The sequence below is a fragment of the Streptomyces sp. NPDC017448 genome (genome assembly GCF_044330565.1).
Classification (GTDB): Bacteria; Actinomycetota; Actinomycetes; order Streptomycetales; family Streptomycetaceae; genus Streptomyces.
The window spans coordinates 434,375-453,575 of the sequence record NZ_JBIRLM010000001.1 but is presented as its reverse complement, the minus strand read 5'-3'; the positions used below and the strand labels follow the sequence as shown (position 1 = coordinate 453,575).

The 19,201-nt window shown below is 71.1% G+C and carries 16 protein-coding genes; 5 read left to right on the top strand and 11 right to left on the bottom strand.

Features of this window, described 5'->3' with window-relative positions; genetic code table 11:
- The first annotated feature begins 75 nt into the window (after positions 1-75).
- Positions 76-801, top strand: coding sequence for a trypsin-like serine protease (locus ACH4K1_RS02015; RefSeq protein WP_228993331.1), 726 nt, complete (start codon positions 76-78; stop codon positions 799-801).
- Between the two features lie 96 nt (positions 802-897).
- Here ACH4K1_RS02015 and ACH4K1_RS02010 read toward each other — a convergent pair whose 3' ends face one another.
- The 4 genes from ACH4K1_RS02010 to ACH4K1_RS01995 form a co-directional block, all read right to left on the bottom strand.
- Positions 898-1,500, bottom strand: a complete 603-nt coding sequence (locus tag ACH4K1_RS02010; protein ID WP_398085533.1) for a DNA-binding response regulator — start codon at positions 1,498-1,500, stop codon at positions 898-900.
- A complete protein-coding gene (locus ACH4K1_RS02005) occupies positions 1,469-1,720 on the bottom strand; it encodes a hypothetical protein (RefSeq protein WP_398085530.1) in 252 nt (83 codons plus the stop codon). The genes ACH4K1_RS02010 and ACH4K1_RS02005 overlap by 32 nt, the downstream gene beginning before the upstream one ends.
- A 152-nt stretch (positions 1,721-1,872) precedes the next feature.
- A complete protein-coding gene (locus tag ACH4K1_RS02000; protein WP_398085528.1) occupies positions 1,873-2,385 on the bottom strand; it encodes a hypothetical protein in 513 nt (170 codons plus the stop codon).
- A gap of 86 nt (positions 2,386-2,471) precedes the next feature.
- Positions 2,472-8,633 (bottom strand): DNRLRE domain-containing protein, encoded by a 6,162-nt coding sequence (locus ACH4K1_RS01995; protein ID WP_398086563.1) that lies wholly within the window; start codon positions 8,631-8,633, stop codon positions 2,472-2,474.
- Positions 8,634-8,877: 244 nt separating this feature from the next.
- On the opposite strand from ACH4K1_RS01995, the gene ACH4K1_RS01990 reads away from it, so the two are divergent.
- Positions 8,878-10,080: a sensor histidine kinase gene (locus ACH4K1_RS01990; protein WP_398085525.1), complete on the top strand. Its 1,203-nt coding sequence runs from the start codon at positions 8,878-8,880 to the stop codon at positions 10,078-10,080.
- A gap of 119 nt (positions 10,081-10,199) precedes the next feature.
- Here ACH4K1_RS01990 and tuf read toward each other — a convergent pair whose 3' ends face one another.
- The 7 genes from tuf to ACH4K1_RS01955 all read right to left on the bottom strand — a co-directional run bounded on the left by tuf (position 10,200) and on the right by ACH4K1_RS01955 (position 17,702).
- Positions 10,200-11,393, bottom strand: coding sequence for an elongation factor Tu (gene tuf, locus ACH4K1_RS01985; protein WP_030112819.1), 1,194 nt, complete (start codon positions 11,391-11,393; stop codon positions 10,200-10,202).
- 157 nt (positions 11,394-11,550) lie between these two features.
- Positions 11,551-13,680: an elongation factor G gene (gene fusA, locus ACH4K1_RS01980; RefSeq protein ID WP_398085521.1), complete on the bottom strand. Its 2,130-nt coding sequence runs from the start codon at positions 13,678-13,680 to the stop codon at positions 11,551-11,553.
- Positions 13,681-13,718: 38 nt separating this feature from the next.
- Positions 13,719-14,189, bottom strand: coding sequence for a 30S ribosomal protein S7 (gene rpsG, locus ACH4K1_RS01975; protein WP_003966970.1), 471 nt, complete (start codon positions 14,187-14,189; stop codon positions 13,719-13,721).
- A gap of 2 nt (positions 14,190-14,191) precedes the next feature.
- Positions 14,192-14,563: a 30S ribosomal protein S12 gene (gene rpsL, locus ACH4K1_RS01970; RefSeq protein ID WP_003948652.1), complete on the bottom strand. Its 372-nt coding sequence runs from the start codon at positions 14,561-14,563 to the stop codon at positions 14,192-14,194.
- A gap of 312 nt (positions 14,564-14,875) precedes the next feature.
- Positions 14,876-15,964 (bottom strand): tetratricopeptide repeat protein, encoded by a 1,089-nt coding sequence (locus ACH4K1_RS01965; RefSeq protein ID WP_398085518.1) that lies wholly within the window; start codon positions 15,962-15,964, stop codon positions 14,876-14,878.
- A gap of 11 nt (positions 15,965-15,975) precedes the next feature.
- Entirely contained in the window at positions 15,976-16,671 is a 696-nt protein-coding gene (locus tag ACH4K1_RS01960) for a hypothetical protein (RefSeq protein WP_398085515.1), read from the bottom strand.
- A 41-nt stretch (positions 16,672-16,712) separates the two neighbouring features.
- Positions 16,713-17,702, bottom strand: coding sequence for a peptidoglycan DD-metalloendopeptidase family protein (locus ACH4K1_RS01955; RefSeq protein ID WP_398085512.1), 990 nt, complete (start codon positions 17,700-17,702; stop codon positions 16,713-16,715).
- Between the two features lie 218 nt (positions 17,703-17,920).
- On the opposite strand from ACH4K1_RS01955, the gene ACH4K1_RS01950 reads away from it, so the two are divergent.
- From ACH4K1_RS01950 to ACH4K1_RS01940, 3 genes are all read left to right on the top strand, one after another.
- On the top strand, positions 17,921-18,469 hold the full coding sequence (locus ACH4K1_RS01950; protein WP_398085510.1) for a DUF6668 family protein: 549 nt from the start codon (positions 17,921-17,923) through the stop codon (positions 18,467-18,469).
- A 23-nt stretch (positions 18,470-18,492) separates the two neighbouring features.
- Positions 18,493-18,735, top strand: coding sequence for a hypothetical protein (locus tag ACH4K1_RS01945; protein ID WP_398085507.1), 243 nt, complete (start codon positions 18,493-18,495; stop codon positions 18,733-18,735).
- Between the two features lie 168 nt (positions 18,736-18,903).
- A complete protein-coding gene (locus tag ACH4K1_RS01940) occupies positions 18,904-19,185 on the top strand; it encodes a hypothetical protein (protein WP_398085504.1) in 282 nt (93 codons plus the stop codon).
- The last annotated feature ends 16 nt before the right edge of the window (positions 19,186-19,201 follow it).

Here is a 19,201-nt window from a genome sequence, read left to right as displayed (position 1 = left end):
CGCGCTCCGGCACCCTGTTGCCCACCATCCCCCACGGACACGCACACCCCGGCGTGTCGCGCGAAACGAGGAACCATGCGTATATCCAGGTTCGTGCCCGCTGCCGCCGCCGCGGCGGCCTGCGTCCTCGCCCTCTTCGCACCGTCCGCTTCGGCCGCCCCGGCGCCCCCGCTCCAGGACGCCCCGCCGCCCACCACCCAGATCATCGGCGGCGGCTACGCCCAGAACGCCCCCTGGGCCGCGCGCCTCTTCTCGAACGGCAGAGAGACCTGTTCGGCGACGATCATCGCCCCGACCTGGATCCTCACCGCCAAGCACTGCGTCACCGGCGGCGGCCTGTCGTTCCGCATCGGCAGCCTCGACCAGCACAGCGGCGGCGTGGTCGCCAACGGTGCCCAGACCTACACCCACAGCTCGGACCTGGCGCTGGTGCGCCTGGACCGCTCCGTGCAGGCGACCTACTCCCGCCTCGGCTCGCCCGGCTCCGTGAGCGTCGGGCAGAGCGTCCAGGTCTGGGGCTGGGGCGCCACCTCGCAGTGCGGCTCCGAGGCCAACTGCCAGTCCCGCTACCTGAAGGTCGCCAACGTGACGGTCACCGGCGGTTGCGGCGACGCGTACGGCGGCTCGGCGATCTGCGCCCGGCGCGGCAACGGCATCACCGCGGGCGGCGACTCCGGCGGCCCGATGACCGCCAACGGCATCCAGGTCGGCGTCGCCTCCACCAGCGACCGGCAGACCACGACCGCGTACACGAACGTCACCGCGTACCGCTCCTGGATCCAGTCGATCGCGGGCGTCTGACCGACGCCGCCGACCGGGACGGCGGGCACCTGACCGGTCCGCCGTCCCCGTGAGACGTAGGGCCCCCGTACCTCACCGCCCTGAGGTACCGGGGCCCTACACCCATCCTTGGCCCTGCGCGATCCGCACCGCGTCGACGAGGGTGCGGGCGTGGAGTTTGCCGACCGCCGACGAGAGCCTGTTGCGTACGGTGCCGACGCTGAGGAACAGGTCGGCGGCGATCTCCCGGGAGTGCGCCCCGGCGGCGGCCAGCCGCAGGACCTCGGCCTCCCGGTCGGTGAGCGGGCTGGGGGCGGACCGCTCACCGTCGCGCATCCGGGGGTCGACGACCCGGCCGCCCGCGGCGATCCGCCGGATGGCGTCGGCGGTCTGCGCGGGAGTGGCGCTCTTGAGCAGGTATCCGGCGGCTCCGGCGTCGGTCGCCCGGCGCAGATGGCCGGGGCGGTCGAGGGCGGTGAGGATCAACACGCGGCAGTCGGGCAGGCTCTCGGTGATCGCGGCGGCGACCGCGATCCCGTCCGGCCCGGGCAGATCGATGTCGAGCAGCACCACGTCCGGGCGCAGCCGTTGCGCCTCGGCGAGCGCCGCCGGGCCGTCCGCCGCCTGTCCGACGACCTCGATGCCGAGTTCGGCCGACAGCAGCGCCGTCAGTCCGGACCTCACCACGTCATGGTCGTCGACCACCAGCACCTTGATCACAGGTGCGATTATCGCCCGGGGCCCGGGCGTTCACGGCGACGAGGACTCCTCGCCGGACGCACCGGACCGCGACCAGCGAGCCGAGCAGCGCGGGCGAGAAGTACAGGAGCACCTTCGGGCCCCGGACCACCGCGCACAGGACGGCCAGGGCGTACACCGCCCCAACGACCGCCCACACGGCGCCGATCTCGGCCTTCTCACGTCGTGTACGCCCCGCCACTGTTCTTGTGCTCCTCGCTGCGTCGCGCGCCGTGAAAGCCTGGCCGGCGGAGGGCGCGGATCGGTCGGCGTCGATCCGACCACGGGGGGAGAGGCGGGGGAAGTGAGATCTTCACTCCCCGCCGGGCGCGGAGGCTCCGTGGCCGGCCCCGCTCACCGGCGGCGGCCGCCGCCCCCCTTGAACAGCAGCCCGCGCAGCCCGGCTCCGGTCGGCCAGACGACGGGCGAGGTGAACGCGTAGACGGCGGCGACCAGGAGGAAGACGCCCAGCGCCGGGTCGGACACCATCGCCCGCACCACCTCGGCCAGGCTCTCGCCGAACGGGCCCGCCCTCCACAGCACGGCCAACGCGCCGACCGCGCCCAGGCTCACCAGCACGATGCTCAGAAACGCCCACGCCCGCGCGGCCCGGGAGAGCGGCCGCAGCACCTCGTCCGGTCCGACGAGCCGGGGCCCCATGGCGGGCAGCGTCCAGGTGAGCACGAGCAGGAACGCCACCGCCCAGCCGAAGCCCCGCTCCATGAGGAGTTCCCCCGCCGCCCGGTCCACTCCCACGCCGTCGGCGATGGCGCCGGCCGCGCTCATCAGGAAGACCGCCCACCCGTAACTGCCGCTCAGCGCCACCCTGTTCCGGATGTTCCACGCCTTCTTCGTCGTTTCGCCCATTCCTCGACTCCTCCTCGCAGGAACGCCCCCGGGGGCGCACCGGACGAGGGGCCCGGAGATCCGGGCCCCTCACCTTCATCGGGGTATCAGCACCATCCGCGCCGCGCGTAACGCCCGAGATACCTGCCGGCACCGATCAGGGTCGCGCCTCCGACGAAGTCGCCGTTGATGCTCCTGCGCTTCCACAGAGCGTAGCCAGCGGTGGCGCCGACCGCCCAGAGACCGCCGCCGTAGGCGGCGCACTGGCGTGCGCCCCGGCCGTTCACCCGGGGTGCGCGGTGACGGCCCCGGCGCATGGACTTGCCCCACTTGTAGCCGCGGTAGGCGTACTTGGCCGCTTTGTACGCCTTCTTGCAGTACCGGAAGCAGGCGACCGCCGCCCGCACACCGAAGACGACCAGCGGCACCCACTTCCCGTCGAGGTCGAACTTGTTGACGGGGTCCGCGTAGCCGTACTCGTAGGCGTTGGCGCTTCCGCCGTACACCGGGTCGCTGGAGAGGAAGCGGCCGGTGGCCGGGTTGTAGAGGCGGACGCCCATGAGGGTGAGGCCGGTGAGGGTCTCGGCGGAGCGCTGCTTGGCGCCGAGCCAGCCGTAGCGGACCGGCTCCCGGCTCCGGCGCTCGTTGCCGTACTCGTCGGCGTCCAGGGCCGTCGGCGCCTCCTCGGGGTTGAGCGGGAGCTGCAGCGCGATGTCGCCGTGGAGGGTGGCGAGCTGGAGGACGGCGCCGCCGGACTTCTCCGTGGTCGCCCCCAGCTCTCCGGCGGCCGACTCGACGTTGCGGGTCAGTTCGCCGGTGGCGGTGTCCTCCACGATCCAGCGGGGGCTGTCGCCGTCGCGGTCGTAGTGGTTGACCTTGGACCCGGTCTGCGTCCAGGTGGACCCGGAACCGGTCTCGACCTTCCAGGAGCGCAGGCGCAGGCTCGCGTCCAGCTCCCAGGTCTGCCGCCGGCCGTCGGCCGTCTGGCGGTGGACGAGGTCGTTGGCGTAGTAGCCGAGCGTGGCGCCGGACAGTGCCGTGGTCCGGCCGAAGGCGTCGTAGCCGTAGCCCGCGTCGACCAGGCGGTCGGCGCTGTCGTAGCTGTGGCCCACCGCGGCGCCCCCGCCCGCGGGGCAGTCGGCGCCGGGGGCCGCGACCGCGGTGGCCAGCGCCGTCCGGTTGGAGCGCCGGTCCAGCGTGTACGTACGTCGGGTGCACTCCCCCTCGACGTTGTCCTCGACGCCGGTCAGCCTGGCGGCCCTGTCGTAGTGGTAGCGCTGTTCGGACCAGCCGGCGTGGGTGGCGACCTGCCCGTGGGCGTTGCGCGTGATCGAGTCGGTGAAGACGGTGGTGTCGTCAGCGTCCCGGGTGTAGGTGCGGTTGACCGCCGTCCCGGTGGTGTCCCCGGTGATCCGGAGGGTGTAGCCGCCGGGCAGTTTCTCCGTGGCCACCGCGCCGTCCGCGTCGTAGGCGGCGCGGAAGACGCCGGCGACGGAGTCGGCCTTCGCGGTGAGCAGACCGCGCGGCTCGGCCGCGTGGTCGTAGGTGTAGGTCACCGTGGAGGGGGCGGAGTCGCTCTCCTTGACCTTCCGGTCGAGCAGGTCGTACTCGGTCCTGGTGACCCCTCCGTCGGCGTCGGTGTAGGAGATCTGCCGGCCCAGCTGGTCGTAGGCGGTGGTGATCGTTCCTCCGGTGGGCGAGGAGACCTTGACGGTCGCCCCGGTGGCCGGGTCGTACTCGGTGGTGGTCGCCGGAACGGCCTGGCCGAGGCCGCCCGTCACCGTCTCGTAGATCTTGCGCCCGGCGGCGTCGTACGTCGTCGCGGTGGTCCGCGTGACTCCGCCGACCTCGTCCGTCACGACGGCCGGGTTGCCCCAGCGGTCGTACTCCGTCGTCGTGTTGGGCAGCTTGGCCGGGTGGGATCCGCCGCCGGTGATGTCACCGGCCGGGCCGGTCCAGCACGGCTGGTCCGCCCACTCGGGCCGCCCCTTGCACCAGCCGGTGCCGGTGGCCGACCAGTACTCGGTGATCCGGGTGGCCGCGTCGCCGCCCGTGCCGCCCGGCAGCACCTGGGAGGTGACCCGGCCCTGGGCGTCGTACCCGGTGCTGGTGGTGATCCCGAGGCCGCCGGGGTCCTGGATCGTCAGGGTGGGCAGGCCCTTGCCCCAGTCGTACTGGGTCTCGGTGAGGCGCTTCTCCCCCATGACGCCGTAGTGGTCGCGGACCCGGACGCCGGTGATGGCCAGCGTCAGCTGGTCCTTCGCCTTGGCGGTTCCGTCGGTGGGACGGCCCTCGTCGTACTCGTTGACCGTCCAGGCGCGCGCCGGCACGGAGGTGCCCGCGCCGACCAGGACCGTGGAGCCGTCCTTGAGGTCCTCGGAGAGGTCCACCCGGTGGATCGGGCCGAGCTGCTCGGTCTTGCGCACGCCGGCCTCGTCGTGGACGGAGAGCGTGGAGAGCAGGTGGGCACGCTCGGCCGAGGGCATCGCGCTGAGCCCCAGGTCGGTGAGGACGTCCCGGTGCTCCGCGCCCGCGCCGAGCGCCAGCTCGCGGTTGCCCGCGGTCAGTTCGCGGACCTTGTTGCCGAACCGGTCGTACTCGGTGGTGGTGATGTGCCCGCCGGGCGTGGCCGAGTTGACCGTACGGCCCGACGCGTTGAGGTAGGTGACGGTGGCACGGCGGTAGCCCGTGGCCGCGAGGTCGGCGCCCGCGTGGGAGGCGGGGACCGCGTCGGCGGGGAACACCGCGGTGGCGTCGCTGGGTGCGTCGCTCTGGCCCCAGGCGCGGACGTCGGCCGCGCCCATGGCGTACGGGGCCTTGGCGCCGGTGAGCGGGACGCCGTACACGATGCTGGTGACCGCGTCGCCCTCGACCGTGGAGGCGGTGCCCTGCTTGAGGGCCTGCCGGGAGGAGCTCAGCAGCATCCCGTCGCCGGGCGCCGTGCCGGCTCCGGCGTTGCCGTAGGTGAAGGTGTACGGGAGCCGCCCCTGCTGCTGCATCCAGGTGACCCGGCCGCCGTGGTAGGCGTACTGGGTCTGGGATGCCTGGCTCAGCCGGGGATCCCACTGCTGGCGCAGGCTGCCGCCCGAGTCGTAGCGGTAGGCGGCGACCGCAGTGGACGTGGCGGCGGAGGCGCCGGGGCTGGTGGCCCAGGCGCGGATCTCGCGCAGCTGGCCGGCGAAGTCGCCGAACTGGGCGTTGGTCTCCGTGCCGGTGGCCGTGGTGGTGGTCGCGTAGACGAAGTCCAGGACCTTGCAGCCCTTGGTGGCGGGCGTCGCCTCGCACGCGGCCGTGGTGGCGGCCGTGGTCGGGGCGATGATCCGCTTCGGCCGGGCCAGCTTCCTGCCGTCGACCGTGACGGTCTCGGAGACCACCTTGGTCGTGGAGTTGGCCAGGCCGTCGTCCAGGACGCTGGAGAGCTGCCAGGTGGTGGCCGCGGCGTCCGCCTTGGTGAAGGTGGTGACCGTGCCCTCGGTGTCGGAGAGGGTGAACGTGCCGCTCACACTGCCCTTGAGGGTCAGGTCCTCGGACCCGGGCTCCGCTATCCACGCGTTCTTCGCCGCGTTGGCGGTGAAGTGGATCGCGTCGCCCTCCTCCAGCACCACGTCGACCGCGGTGTCGGAGATGCGCCGGACGTGGCTGTAGTCGGACTCGGCGGCCTCGGCGGCGGTGCCGGAGACCCACTCCTTGCCGAAGATGGCCGCCTGGCCCTCCTGGCCGGCGCCCCGGTTCGGGGTGCGCGACGCGGCCGTGCGGGAGACCGACAGGTCGAAGAGCGACACATCGGTCTCGGAGAGCGTGTAGTCGCCCGTCAGCAGGTTGACCGAGCCGGGGCCGACCTCCGCGGTGGCCGCGCCGTCCGCGTTGCGGTCCACGACCGCGGTCAGCGGACTCGTGCTGTCGGACGCGGAGTTCGGGCCGGTGAAGTCGGCCTTGAGCTGGATCGTGCCGTCGGGGTCGACGGTGCTGGTGGTGTTCCACACCAACGGGGCGTTGCGGCCGTTCGTCAGCGGGACCGGCCAGGCCGTCAGCGCGCTGCCGCCGGAGGTGACGTCGCCGACCGGGATCCGTACCCAGGGGTCGGCCTCGGAGCGGCGCCAGGAGAAGGCGACGGCGTTGTACTTGCCGGCCTCGGCCTCGGCGACCAGCGGCAGCCGGCGTGCGGTCCGCTCGCCCTCCGAGGGCTGGACGAAGCCGCCCGAACCGGCGTGGAAGACGTACTCCAGCGCCTCGGACTTGTTGTCCGCCTTGTCGACGGAGCGCACCTGGAGGGTGTGGCTGCCGTTCTTCGGCGGTGCGACGGTGATCGCCTTGTTCGCGGCGGCGCCGCCGGTGGCGACCTTGGTCCAGGTCACGCCGTCGAGGGACCACTCCAGCCAGTGGTGGTCGGAGCCGCCCGGCGGGGTCACCGTGAAGGTGCCCGGCTGCCCGGAGCCCTTGACCCACTGCCCGGTGGGGTAGTCGGTGGAGGCGATCTTCACGGGTGCGGAGGGGGCCCTGGTGTCGACCGTGAAGGTCTTCCACGCGGACCATCCGGTGTTGTAGTGCGTGCCGTCGTAGGGGCTCGTACGGAACTTGTACGTCTTGCCCTCGGCCAGCAGCCCCGCGGGGACGGTCACCGACGCGGCCTGCCCGGACGCGACGAACTTCGAGACGATCGGCGAGCCGACCTGGGCGTTCGTGGCGTTGTCGAAGATCTGGAAGGTGCCGTTGACCTTGTCACCGTCGGCGTCGACGAAGGTGTCGCGCAGCGTCGGCGTCAGGGTGTTGACCATGTAGGCGCCGCCGTAGGAGAAGAACGGCGGTCCCGCCTCCTGCTGGGTGCCGGTACGCGGCCGGAAGTTGTAGGTCACCGACAACTTCGGCGGGTTCTTCGCAGCGTCGGCGGAGTTCACCCGCTTCCACTGGGCGACGGTGGTCTCGCTCTTGGCCCGGATGCCCAGGTGACCGCGGGTGGCCTTGGCGGAGGCCCATTCCTGGGCGAGCGTGGTCACGTTCGCGTTGATCCAGCCGTCGGGCTGGGTGGCGCAGCCGGGGTTGCCGCGGGTCTCGGTGGACTCCGCCTTCAGCGCGGTCATCGTCGGCCGGTTGGTCCACCGGCTGGCCGTCGTGGCGGCGGGCGATGACCAGACCTGCCACGGCTGGGCGGCGCAGGTGGTGTTGGCCGAGTGGAAGTTCCACAGGCTCAGCCTGGCGCTGGAGACCAGCGCGTCGGCGATCGGCGCGGTGTTCCAGGTGATGAAGGACTGGGCGGTACGGGGCGTGCCGTTCGCGTTCGTCGTACCGGGGTTGCCGAAGTCCAGCTCCACATCGGTGGACCAGTCGCGGGTCTCGCCCTGCTGGACGTAGGTGTCGAAGACGTTGGACAGCGACGAGGTCGACGGGTCGACCGTGACGGGGTACTTCGTCTCCGGGTCTGCGAGGAACGCCGCGTCCGGGGTGACGACCAGGTCGACGGCGCCCTTCCGCTTGACCGCCTTCATCTCCACCGGCACCCGGCGGGTGTGCTCGCCGGAGACCTTGTCGACGGTGGCGTCCCACATCACCGGCGCGGGCATCACGGCCCGTTTGCCGTTCTTCCGGTCGGTGAACAACACGCTGCCGTCGGGCTGTTCCTTCGCCGTCAGGCCCTTGGCCTTGAGCGGCAGGGTGTACGAGTAGCCCTCGGCCGGACGCTTCTTGATCTCGACGTACTGCTCGAAGCCCGTACGGGTCGACTCGACGACGACGTCCGCGCCCGGCAGGGCCTCGGGGTAGGTGGCGCGCGTCCCGTCCAGTTCGGGTGCGGGCAGGCCGCCCTTCCACTGGAGCGTGATCCGCTCGTCGCCCTCGCCGAGGGTGACCAGGTCGCGGGCGGGGGCGCGGTCCGCCTCGCGCACCGAGCGCGGCAGCGCACCGCCCTTCCCCGCCAGGCTCAGACCGTTCGGGTGGGCCTTGGCCTCGACGCCGCCGCCGGCCGTCTCACGGAGTTCGACGTCGACATCCCTCCAGGCGCCGTCCTCCTCGAAGCGGACCGGGCCGGCGGTCAGCTCGGTCGTGAGCGAGCCGTCCTTGTTCACCCAGGTCGTGGAGGTCTCGGTGCGCTCGGACAGCGCCTCGACCCGCTTGCCGTACAGTTTGGCGGCCACCTTCGCCGAGAGGACGTCCGCGGCTTCGCGGGGCCCTTGGGGTGCGGCCTGCTCCTCGACCGGCGCCTTCGGCGCCTGCTGGGTGAGGGCCACGGCCTGGCCGCTCTCGGTCAGCAGCGCCATCTCCACCGCGAGCACCATGGCCGCGCCGAGGGCGATCCGCGGCAGAAGTCGTCTTCGCCGCTGCAGGGCCAACGATGAGCCCTCCCACCCTGAGGTGGGAGGAATGTGCTCCGACACGTCACACAACTCTCTGTTGTAGTAGGCATGAAACAGAGGTGATCAAAGCAGGGGGGCTCGTGGTGAAGAAGTGAAGATTTCACGACGTGAGGCGCACGGACCTTCCCGCCGTCGGGGGACGCGCGTCGGAAGGGAGACGGTGGGCATGCGGCGTCCGGTACGCCTCGAGGAAGCCGCGCCCCAGGGCTCCAAAGTGGCCTTCGGAGCGCTGGCCGTCCTGGTGATCGGGTCGCTCGCCCTGGTCGCCTTGGAGCTGACGTCCTCGCCGCTCGGCAGGCGCTCGGTGGTCGCCGGTCTGACCGTGCTGGTCCTGATGCCCGCGGTGATGCTGGGCCAGTACGCCCCGCCGCCGTACCGGCTGCCCTACCGCCTGCGGTGGGTGCTGCTGCTCGTCCAGGCGGTGCTGACGTACCTCCCGCTGCTCCTCTTCCACCACGGGTGGATGAGCCTGCTGGGCTTCCTCGCCGGGGCCGTCCTGCTGACCCTGCCGCCGAACGCCTCCGTGCCGCTCGCCCTGGCGGTGGGCGTGAGCGGCCCCGTGCTCTCCACCACCGATCTGATCACCACCGACCGCAGCCCGTTCAGCATCCTGCTCAGTACGGCGATCACCGCGAGCACCGTCTTCGCCGTCGCCCACCTGGCCCTCCTCGCGGCCCGGCTGGGCGCGGGGAGGGAGTACACGGAACGGCTGGCCGAACAGCGGGAGCGGGACCGGATGCGGCAGGACCTGCACGATCTGGTCGGCTCGTCGCTGACGGCGATCGCGCTCCGGGGCGAGGTGGCGCTGCGCGGCGACCCGTCGGACGCCCGGGAGGCCGGCCGCGAGCGGGAGCGCGAGGCGCTGACCGAGATGGTCGCGCTGGCCCGGCGGCTCCACGACGACGTGCGCTCCATCAGCCGGCCGGACGGCGGGGCGCTCTCCCTCTCGGAGGAGCTCGCGCACGCCCAGCGCGTGCTCGCCGCCTCCGGTGTGGAGGTGCGGACCGTGCTGCCGCCGCACGTCGAGCCCGGCCCGGCGGTCGTGGGCTGCCTGCGTTTCGTGCTGCGCGAGGCGGTCGGCAACGTGCTCCAGCACAGCCGGGCCGTCTCGTGCGAGATCACCCTGCGGGCGGAGGACGGGAAGGTCCGGCTCACCGTCCGCAACGACGGCGCCGCCCCGGAGGGCGGGCCCGCCCTCCCGGGGCAGCGCGCCGCCGGCCGGCACGGCTCGAAGCGGCACGGTACGGGGCTGGCCGGGCTGGCGGGCCGGGTCCTCGCGCTGGGCGGGACGTTCGCCGCCACCGCCGAGGACGGCGCGTTCACCGTGACGGCGACGCTGCCCTCCGTACCGGCCGCCCCCCGCCCGTAGCGCACGCCGGGCCTCCCCCGCGGTCCGCCCAGGACACGGCGAAGGGCCCCGCGCCTCTTCCGAGGTGCGGGGCCCTTCTTGCAGCTCAGCGAGCTACCAGGCCGAAGGCCAAGCAGAAACTACTTGACGATCTTGGTGACCTGGCCGGCGCCCACGGTCCGACCACCCTCACGGATGGCGAACTTCAGGCCCTCCTCCATGGCGACCGGCTGGATCAGCTGGACGCTCATGACGGTGTTGTCGCCCGGCATGACCATCTCGGTGCCCTCGGGGAGGGTCACGACGCCGGTCACGTCCGTGGTACGGAAGTAGAACTGCGGGCGGTAGTTGTTGAAGAAGGGGGTGTGACGGCCACCCTCGTCCTTCGACAGGATGTAGGACTGCGCCTCGAACTCGGTGTGCGGCGTGACCGAACCCGGCTTGATGATGACCTGGCCGCGCTCGACGTCCTCGCGCTTGATGCCACGGAGGAGCAGACCGACGTTCTCACCGGCCTGGCCCTCGTCGAGCAGCTTGCGGAACATCTCGATGCCGGTGACCGTGGTGGTGGTCTTCTCCTGCTTGATACCGACGATGTCGACGGTCTCGTTGACCTTCAGGACACCACGCTCGATACGACCGGTGACGACGGTGCCACGACCGGTGATCGTGAAGACGTCCTCGATCGGCATCAGGAACGGCTTGTCGACGTCACGCTCGGGCTGCGGGATGGCCTCGTCGACGGCCTTCATCAGGTTGAGGACGGACTCGCCCCACTCCTTGTCGCCCTCGAGCGCCTTGAGCGCCGAGACCTTGACGACCGGAACGTCGTCGCCCGGGAACTCGTACTCGGAGAGCAGCTCGCGGACCTCGAGCTCGACGAGCTCCAGGATCTCCTCGTCGTCCACCATGTCGGCCTTGTTCAGGGCGACGACGATGTACGGAACGCCGACCTGGCGGGCCAGGAGCACGTGCTCCTTGGTCTGCGGCATCGGGCCGTCGGTGGCGGCGACCACGAGGATGGCGCCGTCCATCTGCGCGGCACCGGTGATCATGTTCTTGATGTAGTCCGCGTGACCCGGGCAGTCGACGTGCGCGTAGTGACGCGACTCCGTCTGGTACTCGACGTGCGCGATGGAGATGGTGATACCGCGCTGGCGCTCTTCGGGAGCCTTGTCGATCTGGTCGAAGGCCGAGGCCTCGTTCAGGTCCGGGTACGCGTCGTGCAGCACCTTGGTAATGGCGGCCGTGAGGGTCGTCTTACCGTGGTCGATGTGACCGATGGTGCCGATGTTGACGTGGGGCTTAGTCCGCTCGAACTTTGCCTTCGCCACTGGGGTCCTCCTGAGTGGTTCTGTACGCCTTGCTTCATCGGCGCCAGGTGATCTTTGCTGGGGTGCCGGCGCCGGGGGCATACGGCACAGTGCTCGCGCGCTGTGCCGCATGCCCACCAGGCTCCGGTGACAAGCCTAAAGCGTGAGCTCGGGAGAGTTACTCGCCCTTGGCCTTCGCGATGATCTCCTCGGCGACGTTCCGCGGAACCTCGGCGTAGGAGTCGAACTGCATCGAGTAGCTTGCGCGACCCGAGGTCTTGCTGCGGAGGTCTCCGACGTAGCCGAACATCTCCGAGAGGGGCACGAGCCCCTTCACGACGCGAGCGCCGCTGCGCTCCTCCATGGCCTGGATCTGGCCACGGCGGGAGTTGAGGTCGCCGATCACATCGCCCATGTAGTCCTCGGGCGTGGTGACCTCGACGGCCATCATCGGCTCCAGGAGCACGGGAGAGGCCTTGCGGGCACCCTCCTTGAACGCCTGGGAACCGGCGATCTTGAAGGCGAGCTCCGAGGAGTCGACCTCGTGGTAACCACCGTCGAGAAGGGTGACGCGGACGCCGACCATCTCGTAACCGGCCAGGATGCCGAACTGCATGGCTTCCTGGGCGCCCGCGTCCACCGAGGGGATGTACTCACGGGGGATGCGGCCACCGGTGACCTTGTTGACGAACTCGTAGGAGGCGTCGCCACCCTCGATGGGCTCGAGGGCGATCTGCACCTTCGCGAACTGGCCGGTACCACCAGTCTGCTTCTTGTGCGTGTAGTCGATGCGCTCGACGGCCTTGCGGATCGTCTCGCGGTACGCGACCTGGGGCTTGCCGACGTTCGCCTCGACGCGGAACTCGCGCTTCATGCGGTCGACGAGCACCTCGAGGTGAAGCTCGCCCATACCACCGATGATGGTCTGGCCGGTCTCCTCGTCGGAGTGCACCTGGAAGGAGGGGTCCTCCTCCGAGAGACGCTGGATGGCGACACCCAGCTTCTCCTGGTCACCCTTGGACTTGGGCTCGATGGCGACCTGGATGACCGGCGCCGGGAAGTCCATGGACTCCAGGATGACCGGGTTCTTGTCGTCGCACAGCGTCTCACCGGTGGTGGTCTGCTTGAGGCCCATGACGGCGATGATGTCGCCGGCGCCCACCGACGCGATCTCCTCACGCTTGTTCGCGTGCATGCGGTAGATCTTGCCGATGCGCTCCTTCTTGCCCTTGACGGAGTTCAGCACCGCGGTGCCGGCCTCCAGGCGACCGGAGTAGATCCGGACGAAGGTGAGCTTGCCGAGGTGCGGGTCGCTCGCGATCTTGAACGCCAGGCCGGAGAACGGCTCGTCGTCCGAGGGCTTGCGCGCGATGACCTTCTCCGGGTCCTTGACGTCGTGGCCCTCGATGGCCTCGACGTCCAGGGGGGAGGGCAGGTAGCGCACGACCGCGTCGAGCAGGGGCTGGACGCCCTTGTTCTTGAACGCGGTGCCGCAGAACACCGGCGTGACGGTGACGGAGTCGGCACTGCCCTTCGACGCCAGGGTGATACGGCGGATCGCCTCGTGCAGCTGCTCCTGGGTGGGCTCGTTGCCCTCCAGGTACAGCTCCATCATGGCGTCGTCGTTCTCGGCCACGGCCTCAAGGAGCTTCGCGCGCCATTCGTCGGCGGACTCCTTCAGGTTGTCCGGGATGTCGACGATGTTGTACATCTCGCCCTTGGCGGCCTCTTCGGGGTACACGAAGGCCTTCATCGACACGAGGTCGACGACGCCGGTGAAGTCCGCTTCGGCGCCGATGGGGAGCTGCATGACGATCGGGGTGGCGCCGAGGCGGTCCACGATCATGTTGACGCAACGGAAGAAGTCCGCACCGGTGCGGTCGAGCTTGTTGACGAAGCAGATGCGCGGCACGCCGTAGCGGTCCGCCTGACGCCAAACGGTCTCGGACTGCGGCTCGACACCCGCGACACCGTCGAACACGGTGACCGCGCCGTCGAGGACGCGGAGCGAACGCTCCACCTCGACGGTGAAGTCGACGTGACCCGGGGTGTCGATGATGTTGATGGTGTGGTCGACGTCGTTGAGCGGCCAGTGGCAGGTGGTCGCGGCGGACGTGATCGTGATGCCGCGCTCCTGCTCCTGCTCCATCCAGTCCATCGTGGCAGCGCCGTCGTGGACCTCACCGATCTTGTAGCTCACACCGGTGTAGAAGAGGATCCGCTCAGTGGTGGTCGTCTTGCCCGCGTCGATGTGGGCCATGATCCCGATGTTGCGGACCTTGGCCAGGTCAAGCGAAGTGGTGGCCATATGGCTCAGTCTTCTCTCGGTCTCGATGGGGGTAGCGACTACCAGCGGTAGTGCGCGAAGGCCTTGTTGGACTCGGCCATCTTGTGGGTGTCCTCACGCTTCTTGACCGAAGCGCCGAGGCCGTTGGAGGCGTCGAGCAGCTCGTTCATGAGGCGCTCGGTCATCGTCTTCTCGCGACGGGCGCGGGAGTAGCCGACGAGCCAGCGCAGGGCGAGGGTGGAGGCGCGACCGGGCTTGACCTCGATCGGCACCTGGTAGGTGGCGCCACCGACACGGCGGGACTTGACCTCGAGCGAGGGCTTGACGTTCTCAAGCGCGCGCTTCAGCGTGATGACCGGGTCGTTGCCGGTCTTCTCGCGGAGGCCTTCCATGGCGCCGTACACGATCCGCTCGGCGGTGGAACGCTTGCCGTCGAGGAGGATCTTGTTGATCAGCGAGGTGACAAGAGGAGAGCTGTAGACCGGGTCGATGATGACCGGGCGCTTCGGGGCGGGGCCCTTACGAGGCATTCTTACTTCTCCTTCTTGGCGCCGTAGCGGCTGCGGGCCTGCTTGCGGTTCTTGACACCCTGGGTGTCGAGCGAACCGCGGATGATCTTGTAACGAACACCCGGCAGGTCCTTCACACGGCCACCACGCACGAGCACGATGGAGTGCTCCTGCAGGTTGTGTCCCTCACCCGGGATGTAGGCCGTGACCTCGATCCCGGAGGTCAGACGCACACGCGCGACCTTCCGGAGGGCCGAGTTCGGCTTCTTCGGGGTGGTCGTGAACACACGCGTGCAGACACCGCGACGCTGGGGCGAACCCTCGAGCGCGGGCGTCTTGTTCTTTTCGACCTTGTCCTGCCGGCCCTTCCGGACCAGCTGCTGGATCGTAGGCACTACTTCTCCGGTTTCTGTGTGCCGTTCGTGAAACTAACCTGGAACATCACCGACCCACGCGGTCGGGTGTGTCGAATACTGCTGACTACCGCCCAAGGGGCGAAAGGGCGCAGATTGCGGTGGCTAATGACGGGCCCGCGGTGCGGTTGATGACACGCACCCGAGCCCAGACACACCCCAGGCACAAGGCTTGAGCGTACCTACCTCACGGAGCTGGGTCAAAACAAATGGGACGGGGCCGGGCGGGGGCGGGGGCCGGGCCGGGCGGGCGCCGTCCGCCCGGCCCGGTGGACCCGCCCCGCCGGACGCTCCCTAGCGCTGCTCCAGCCGCGCCATCCGGGCCCGGGCCGAGCCGAGCCGGTCCTGGTCCGCGGCGGGCAGGGTGGACCAGAGGGCGATCAGGTCGCGGCCCATCCGGAGCCCCTCACGGGGGTCGGCGACCTTGAGCCAGGCGGCCGCCGCGTTCAGCACGCTCTGCAGCGCCTGCGGATCCCCGTGCGCGGCACGTATCCGGGCGATCTCCAGGGAGCCCTCGAAGGCCCGGGTGGCGTCCCCCGCGACGAAGGCCACGTACGCGTTGAGCTCGCGCAGCCGCAGCGTCTCCGGCGCCTCCTGGCCGAGGCGCCCGGCGGCCTCGGCCACGCTCTGCAGGGCGAGCGTGGCGGCCCACTCGATGCGCCCGGCCTGGAGCGCCTCGTGGATCCGGGCGACGGGCCCGGCGGACGGGTCGTCGGCGGGGGGCCGGGGGGCCGGGGCGGGGGACGGAGCCGGTGCCGCTGCGCGTGCGGGTTCCGGCGCCGGGGACGGAGCCGGTGCGGGCGTGGGGGCCGGAGCCGGTGCGGGTACCGGGTACGGAGCCGGTGCGGGGGCCGCGGGTACCGGGGACGGGGCGGGCGCGGGGGCCGGTGGCTGCGTGGGCGTGAACGCGGGCTCCTGCCGGGGCGCGGGTTCCGGTTCCGGGGCGGCGGGCGGAGGGGTCTGCGCCGCCGGAGCCGCCCGGGGCACGAAGCCCTGCCCGGGCACGAGGGCCGGTGCCTGCGCGGAGGCCGGTGCCTGCGCGGAGGCCGGTGCCTGCGCGGGCGTGCCCACGCCGCCCGCGTCCCCCAGCGGCGCCGGCTGCCCCGAGAAGACGCTCGCCCCGTCCTCCAGCACCCACAGCGGCACGACGGACCCGATCCGCTCGTCGCGCACCGTGGCCGCCACGGCCCGCCCGGAGGTCAGGGCGATGCGGTACAGGTAGTCGAGCACGGCGTCCTGGGGGGTCTCCCCCACTCCTGCCACCACGGGCCGGCCGTCGACCTCGGCGAATCCGTCGGCGCGCACCCGCACCTCGACCGCCGTCGGTGCGGAAGCCGACGGCGGAGTCTCTTCCGTCCGCTTTCGGCGGCTGAACACGGACATGGGTGCCTCACTCAGTTCTTTCGTGCGGGCGGGGTGGCGGAGGGGGAGGCCGGGGCGGAGGGGCGGGCTGCGGGCGGCAGGACCTCCTCGACCACCCGGACGTCGGCGACGCGCCACGGGCCGCCGACCTCGCGGGTCAACTTCACCGAGGCCATGAGCCGGGGTCCGGGGCCGGTCCAGCCGTCCCGGCCGTGCGCCGTGCCCTCGACGAAGACCTCGCGGTAGGCGAGGGTCGGGGCGTCGGGCGGGAGGTCGTCGTCGCCGTCCTCGAACGTGAGCCGCACCGTGGTCCACGCCCGGTGCCCCGCCCAGACGTTCCAGTCCCCCCCGGTGCCGCCCGCCGAGACGTGTTCGCGCTCGGCGGAGGCGCGTGCGGCGGTGAGGTAGGGGAGGCTCCGGAGCACCGCGTCCTGGCGTCCCGCGTCGTAGGCGGTGTCGTAGCCGTAGGCGACGGTCGCCCAGGCCCGGGCGACGGAGGTCGGGTCCCGGTCGTCCGCCTTCGGCGGCGCGGGAAGCCTGCTCCCCCCGTCCAGCGGCTTCCCCCGGGGGACGGGGGCCTTGGGCGTGAAGGCGCCGGAGGCCACCGGGCCGGGGTCCGTTCCCCCGCCCGCGCCGTCGGACTCCTCCCGGAGGTCCTTCAGGCCGCAGCCGACCAGCACGGCCGCCCCCAGGGCGGTCACGAGCACGGTGGCGATGCTCTTCCGCACGATCGTCCTCCTTCCGTCCCCGCCCGTCGTCCGACGCCCGCTCATTTTCCGATCCAGGGAGCGGGGTTGACGTACTGGCCGTTCTCCTGCACCTCGAAGTGGAGGTGGGCGCCGGTCGAGTAGCCCGTGCTGCCGACGAGGCCGACCACCGTTCCCACGCCGACGCTCTGCCCCTTGGAGACGTTGATGGCGGACATGTGGTTGTAGGTCGTGGCGATCTGTTTGCCGCCGATCGCCCCGTGGGAGACGATCACGCGGTTCCCGTAGCCGGCCGTCATCCCGGCGAAGGTGACGACGCCCTCCTTGGCGGCGAGGATGGGCACGCCCTGCTTCACGCCGAAGTCCATCCCGGAGTGCAGCTTGCGGACCCCGGTGATGGGGTGCACGCGCATACCGAAGGGCGAGGTGACGGGCGGGTTGCCGGAGAGCGGCATGGCCAGCCGCTGCCCGGCGGGGATCGTGCCCGTGCCGGGGCCGGAGCTGATCGCCGTGTACTTCGCCATGGCGGCCTTGATCTTGACGACGTACCCCTGGGTCTCCTGGTACGGGGGTATGCCGCCGTACTTGAGCACCGCGCCCGGGCCCGCGTTGTAGGAGGCGAGGGTGAGGTCGAGCGTCGGACCGCTCGCCTCCCCCCGGGCCTTGTACCCCTCGACCTGCTTGGCCAGGGCGCAGTCGTAACGCCCCTGGGCCATGATCGCGTCCCCCGGGTCGAAGGGGTCGACCCGGCCGTTGCCGTCGTCGTCCCGGCCCCAGGTGACCCAGGTGCCGGGCATGAACTGGGAGAGTCCCTGGGCCCCGACCGGCGAGGTCAGCCCGTTCACCCAGCCGGATTCGGCCTCGATCTGCGCGGCGATGACCGGCGCGGTGATCTGGGGGCACATGGAGCCCGCCTTCAGCACCCACGGCAGGTACTCCGGCGGTACGTGCTCCGGGTTCAGCGTGCCGCCGCTGACGCCCGACATGTCGGGCCCGACGTCTCCCGCCCCCACCCCCGCGAACAGGAAGACCGGCATGACGACCAGCGCCATGGTGCCCCCCGCGAGCCACGCGAGGGCACTTCCCCCCTTTTCCGACATCGCTCCCCCGTCAGCACATTCCCGATGTCCTCCGCCGGGCCGCGTCCCCGCGCGGCCGGCGGGCCCCTCACCCGGCTGTCGCGTCCAACGACCCGAGATCCGCAGTACGTTATTACTGTCGGACGCTACGCGAGCGAGTTGTCGGACGTCGACACGGGGGGCGAGGACGTATGCAACGGGAAACGATCGGCGGGCCGGAGATCTGGCTCCGCGGACCGGTGGCTCTGTCCACGCCGGGGTCACCGGCCCCAAGTCCCCCACCGCAGGCGGGACTCGACGCGTCCGACGGCTCCACGCCGCCGGGCGCGGAGGGCCGGTTCTCGTGGATGAACGCCCATGGCGGGGCTGGTGCTTCAACCCTGGCACAGCTGTTCGGAGGGCATGACTCCGGTCTCGCCTGGCCGGACGTGGCAGCCGGCCGGCCGGGCGATGTCCTGCTGGTGGCACGCACCCACGCCTCGGGGCTCCAGGCCGTGTCCCGGGTTCTCGACGCGGGCCGCCAGAACGGGATTCCGCCGGGCGTGACGCTCTCCGCGGTCGTCCTCGTCGCGGACGCGCCCGGCCGTCTGCCGAGGGAGCTGGGCCGGCGGATCAAGGTGATCGGTTCGGTGGTGGACGTCCACCGGGTTCCCTGGGTGCCCTCCTGGCGGACCGGTAACCTCTCCGGGCCCCTGCCGCGCGAGGCCGCCGCACTCCGCCGACTCGTCACCGGCAACTGAACCGGTTTCTAGGGAAGTACGCGATGGAACTGATATTGGCCGCTCCCAGCACCAACGTCACCGGCCCCCTCAACCAGATCCTCGGCATCCTCGCCTGGCTGGTCAGCGCCGCGGGCGTCCTGGGCGTCCTGATCGTCGGCGCGCGGATGGCGGTCGCCCTGCGGTCGGGGAACGGTGACGAACACCTCACCCAGCTCGCGGTCGTGATGGGGGCCTGCATCATCGGGGCGACGGCGGGGCCGCTGGTCGAATTCCTCTTGTTCTAGAAGGCTTTCGTCCGTTTCTCTGTTCCGAGCAGGTCACCGGGGCGACCGAAAACGGGCGCGTCGCGAAGAAGTGCTGTCATGATGCGGCGGCGGCAGTGTCGCCGAAGTAACCCGAAACACCAGACATTTGAGCCAGAACCGCTCACTTCCACGGGGGGAAGATTCTCCATGTTGAGCAAGATCCGCCACGTCATCCTCGCGGCCGATGTGCCCAATCCGGGCATGGACGCGCCGCCGGCGCTCACCAACAAGGTCGACGACGTGCTCGGCATCGTCGCCTGGGCCGGCACCGCGGCGGGTGTCGCGGGCGTGTTGATCACCGGAGCCATGATGGCCATCTCGATGCGCCGGGGCGAAGGCTCGGAGCACATGGGCCGACTCGGCATGGTGCTGGGCGGCTGCGTCCTGGTCGCGACCGCGGGGCCGCTCGTCTCCTTCGTCTTCAACTGATCCGGGGAGGGGCGAC

What these genes read in the sequence shown, in the direction of transcription:
- ACH4K1_RS01965 (WP_398085518.1), bottom strand. Translation starts at nt 15,964, where the DNA reads ATGTCCGTGTTCAGCCGCCGAAAGCGGACGGAAGAGACTCCGCCGTCG.
- ACH4K1_RS01990 (WP_398085525.1), top strand. Translation starts at nt 8,878, where the DNA reads ATGCGGCGTCCGGTACGCCTCGAGGAAGCCGCGCCCCAGGGCTCCAAA.
- ACH4K1_RS01995 (WP_398086563.1), bottom strand. Translation starts at nt 8,633, where the DNA reads ATGGTGCTCGCGGTGGAGATGGCGCTGCTGACCGAGAGCGGCCAGGCC.
- rpsG (WP_003966970.1), bottom strand. Translation starts at nt 14,189, where the DNA reads ATGCCTCGTAAGGGCCCCGCCCCGAAGCGCCCGGTCATCATCGACCCG.
- ACH4K1_RS01955 (WP_398085512.1), bottom strand. Translation starts at nt 17,702, where the DNA reads ATGGCGCTGGTCGTCATGCCGGTCTTCCTGTTCGCGGGGGTGGGGGCG.
- ACH4K1_RS02015 (WP_228993331.1), top strand. Translation starts at nt 76, where the DNA reads ATGCGTATATCCAGGTTCGTGCCCGCTGCCGCCGCCGCGGCGGCCTGC.
- ACH4K1_RS01950 (WP_398085510.1), top strand. Translation starts at nt 17,921, where the DNA reads ATGCAACGGGAAACGATCGGCGGGCCGGAGATCTGGCTCCGCGGACCG.
- fusA (WP_398085521.1), bottom strand. Translation starts at nt 13,680, where the DNA reads ATGGCCACCACTTCGCTTGACCTGGCCAAGGTCCGCAACATCGGGATC.
- ACH4K1_RS01940 (WP_398085504.1), top strand. Translation starts at nt 18,904, where the DNA reads ATGTTGAGCAAGATCCGCCACGTCATCCTCGCGGCCGATGTGCCCAAT.
- ACH4K1_RS02000 (WP_398085528.1), bottom strand. Translation starts at nt 2,385, where the DNA reads ATGGGCGAAACGACGAAGAAGGCGTGGAACATCCGGAACAGGGTGGCG.
- ACH4K1_RS01945 (WP_398085507.1), top strand. Translation starts at nt 18,493, where the DNA reads ATGGAACTGATATTGGCCGCTCCCAGCACCAACGTCACCGGCCCCCTC.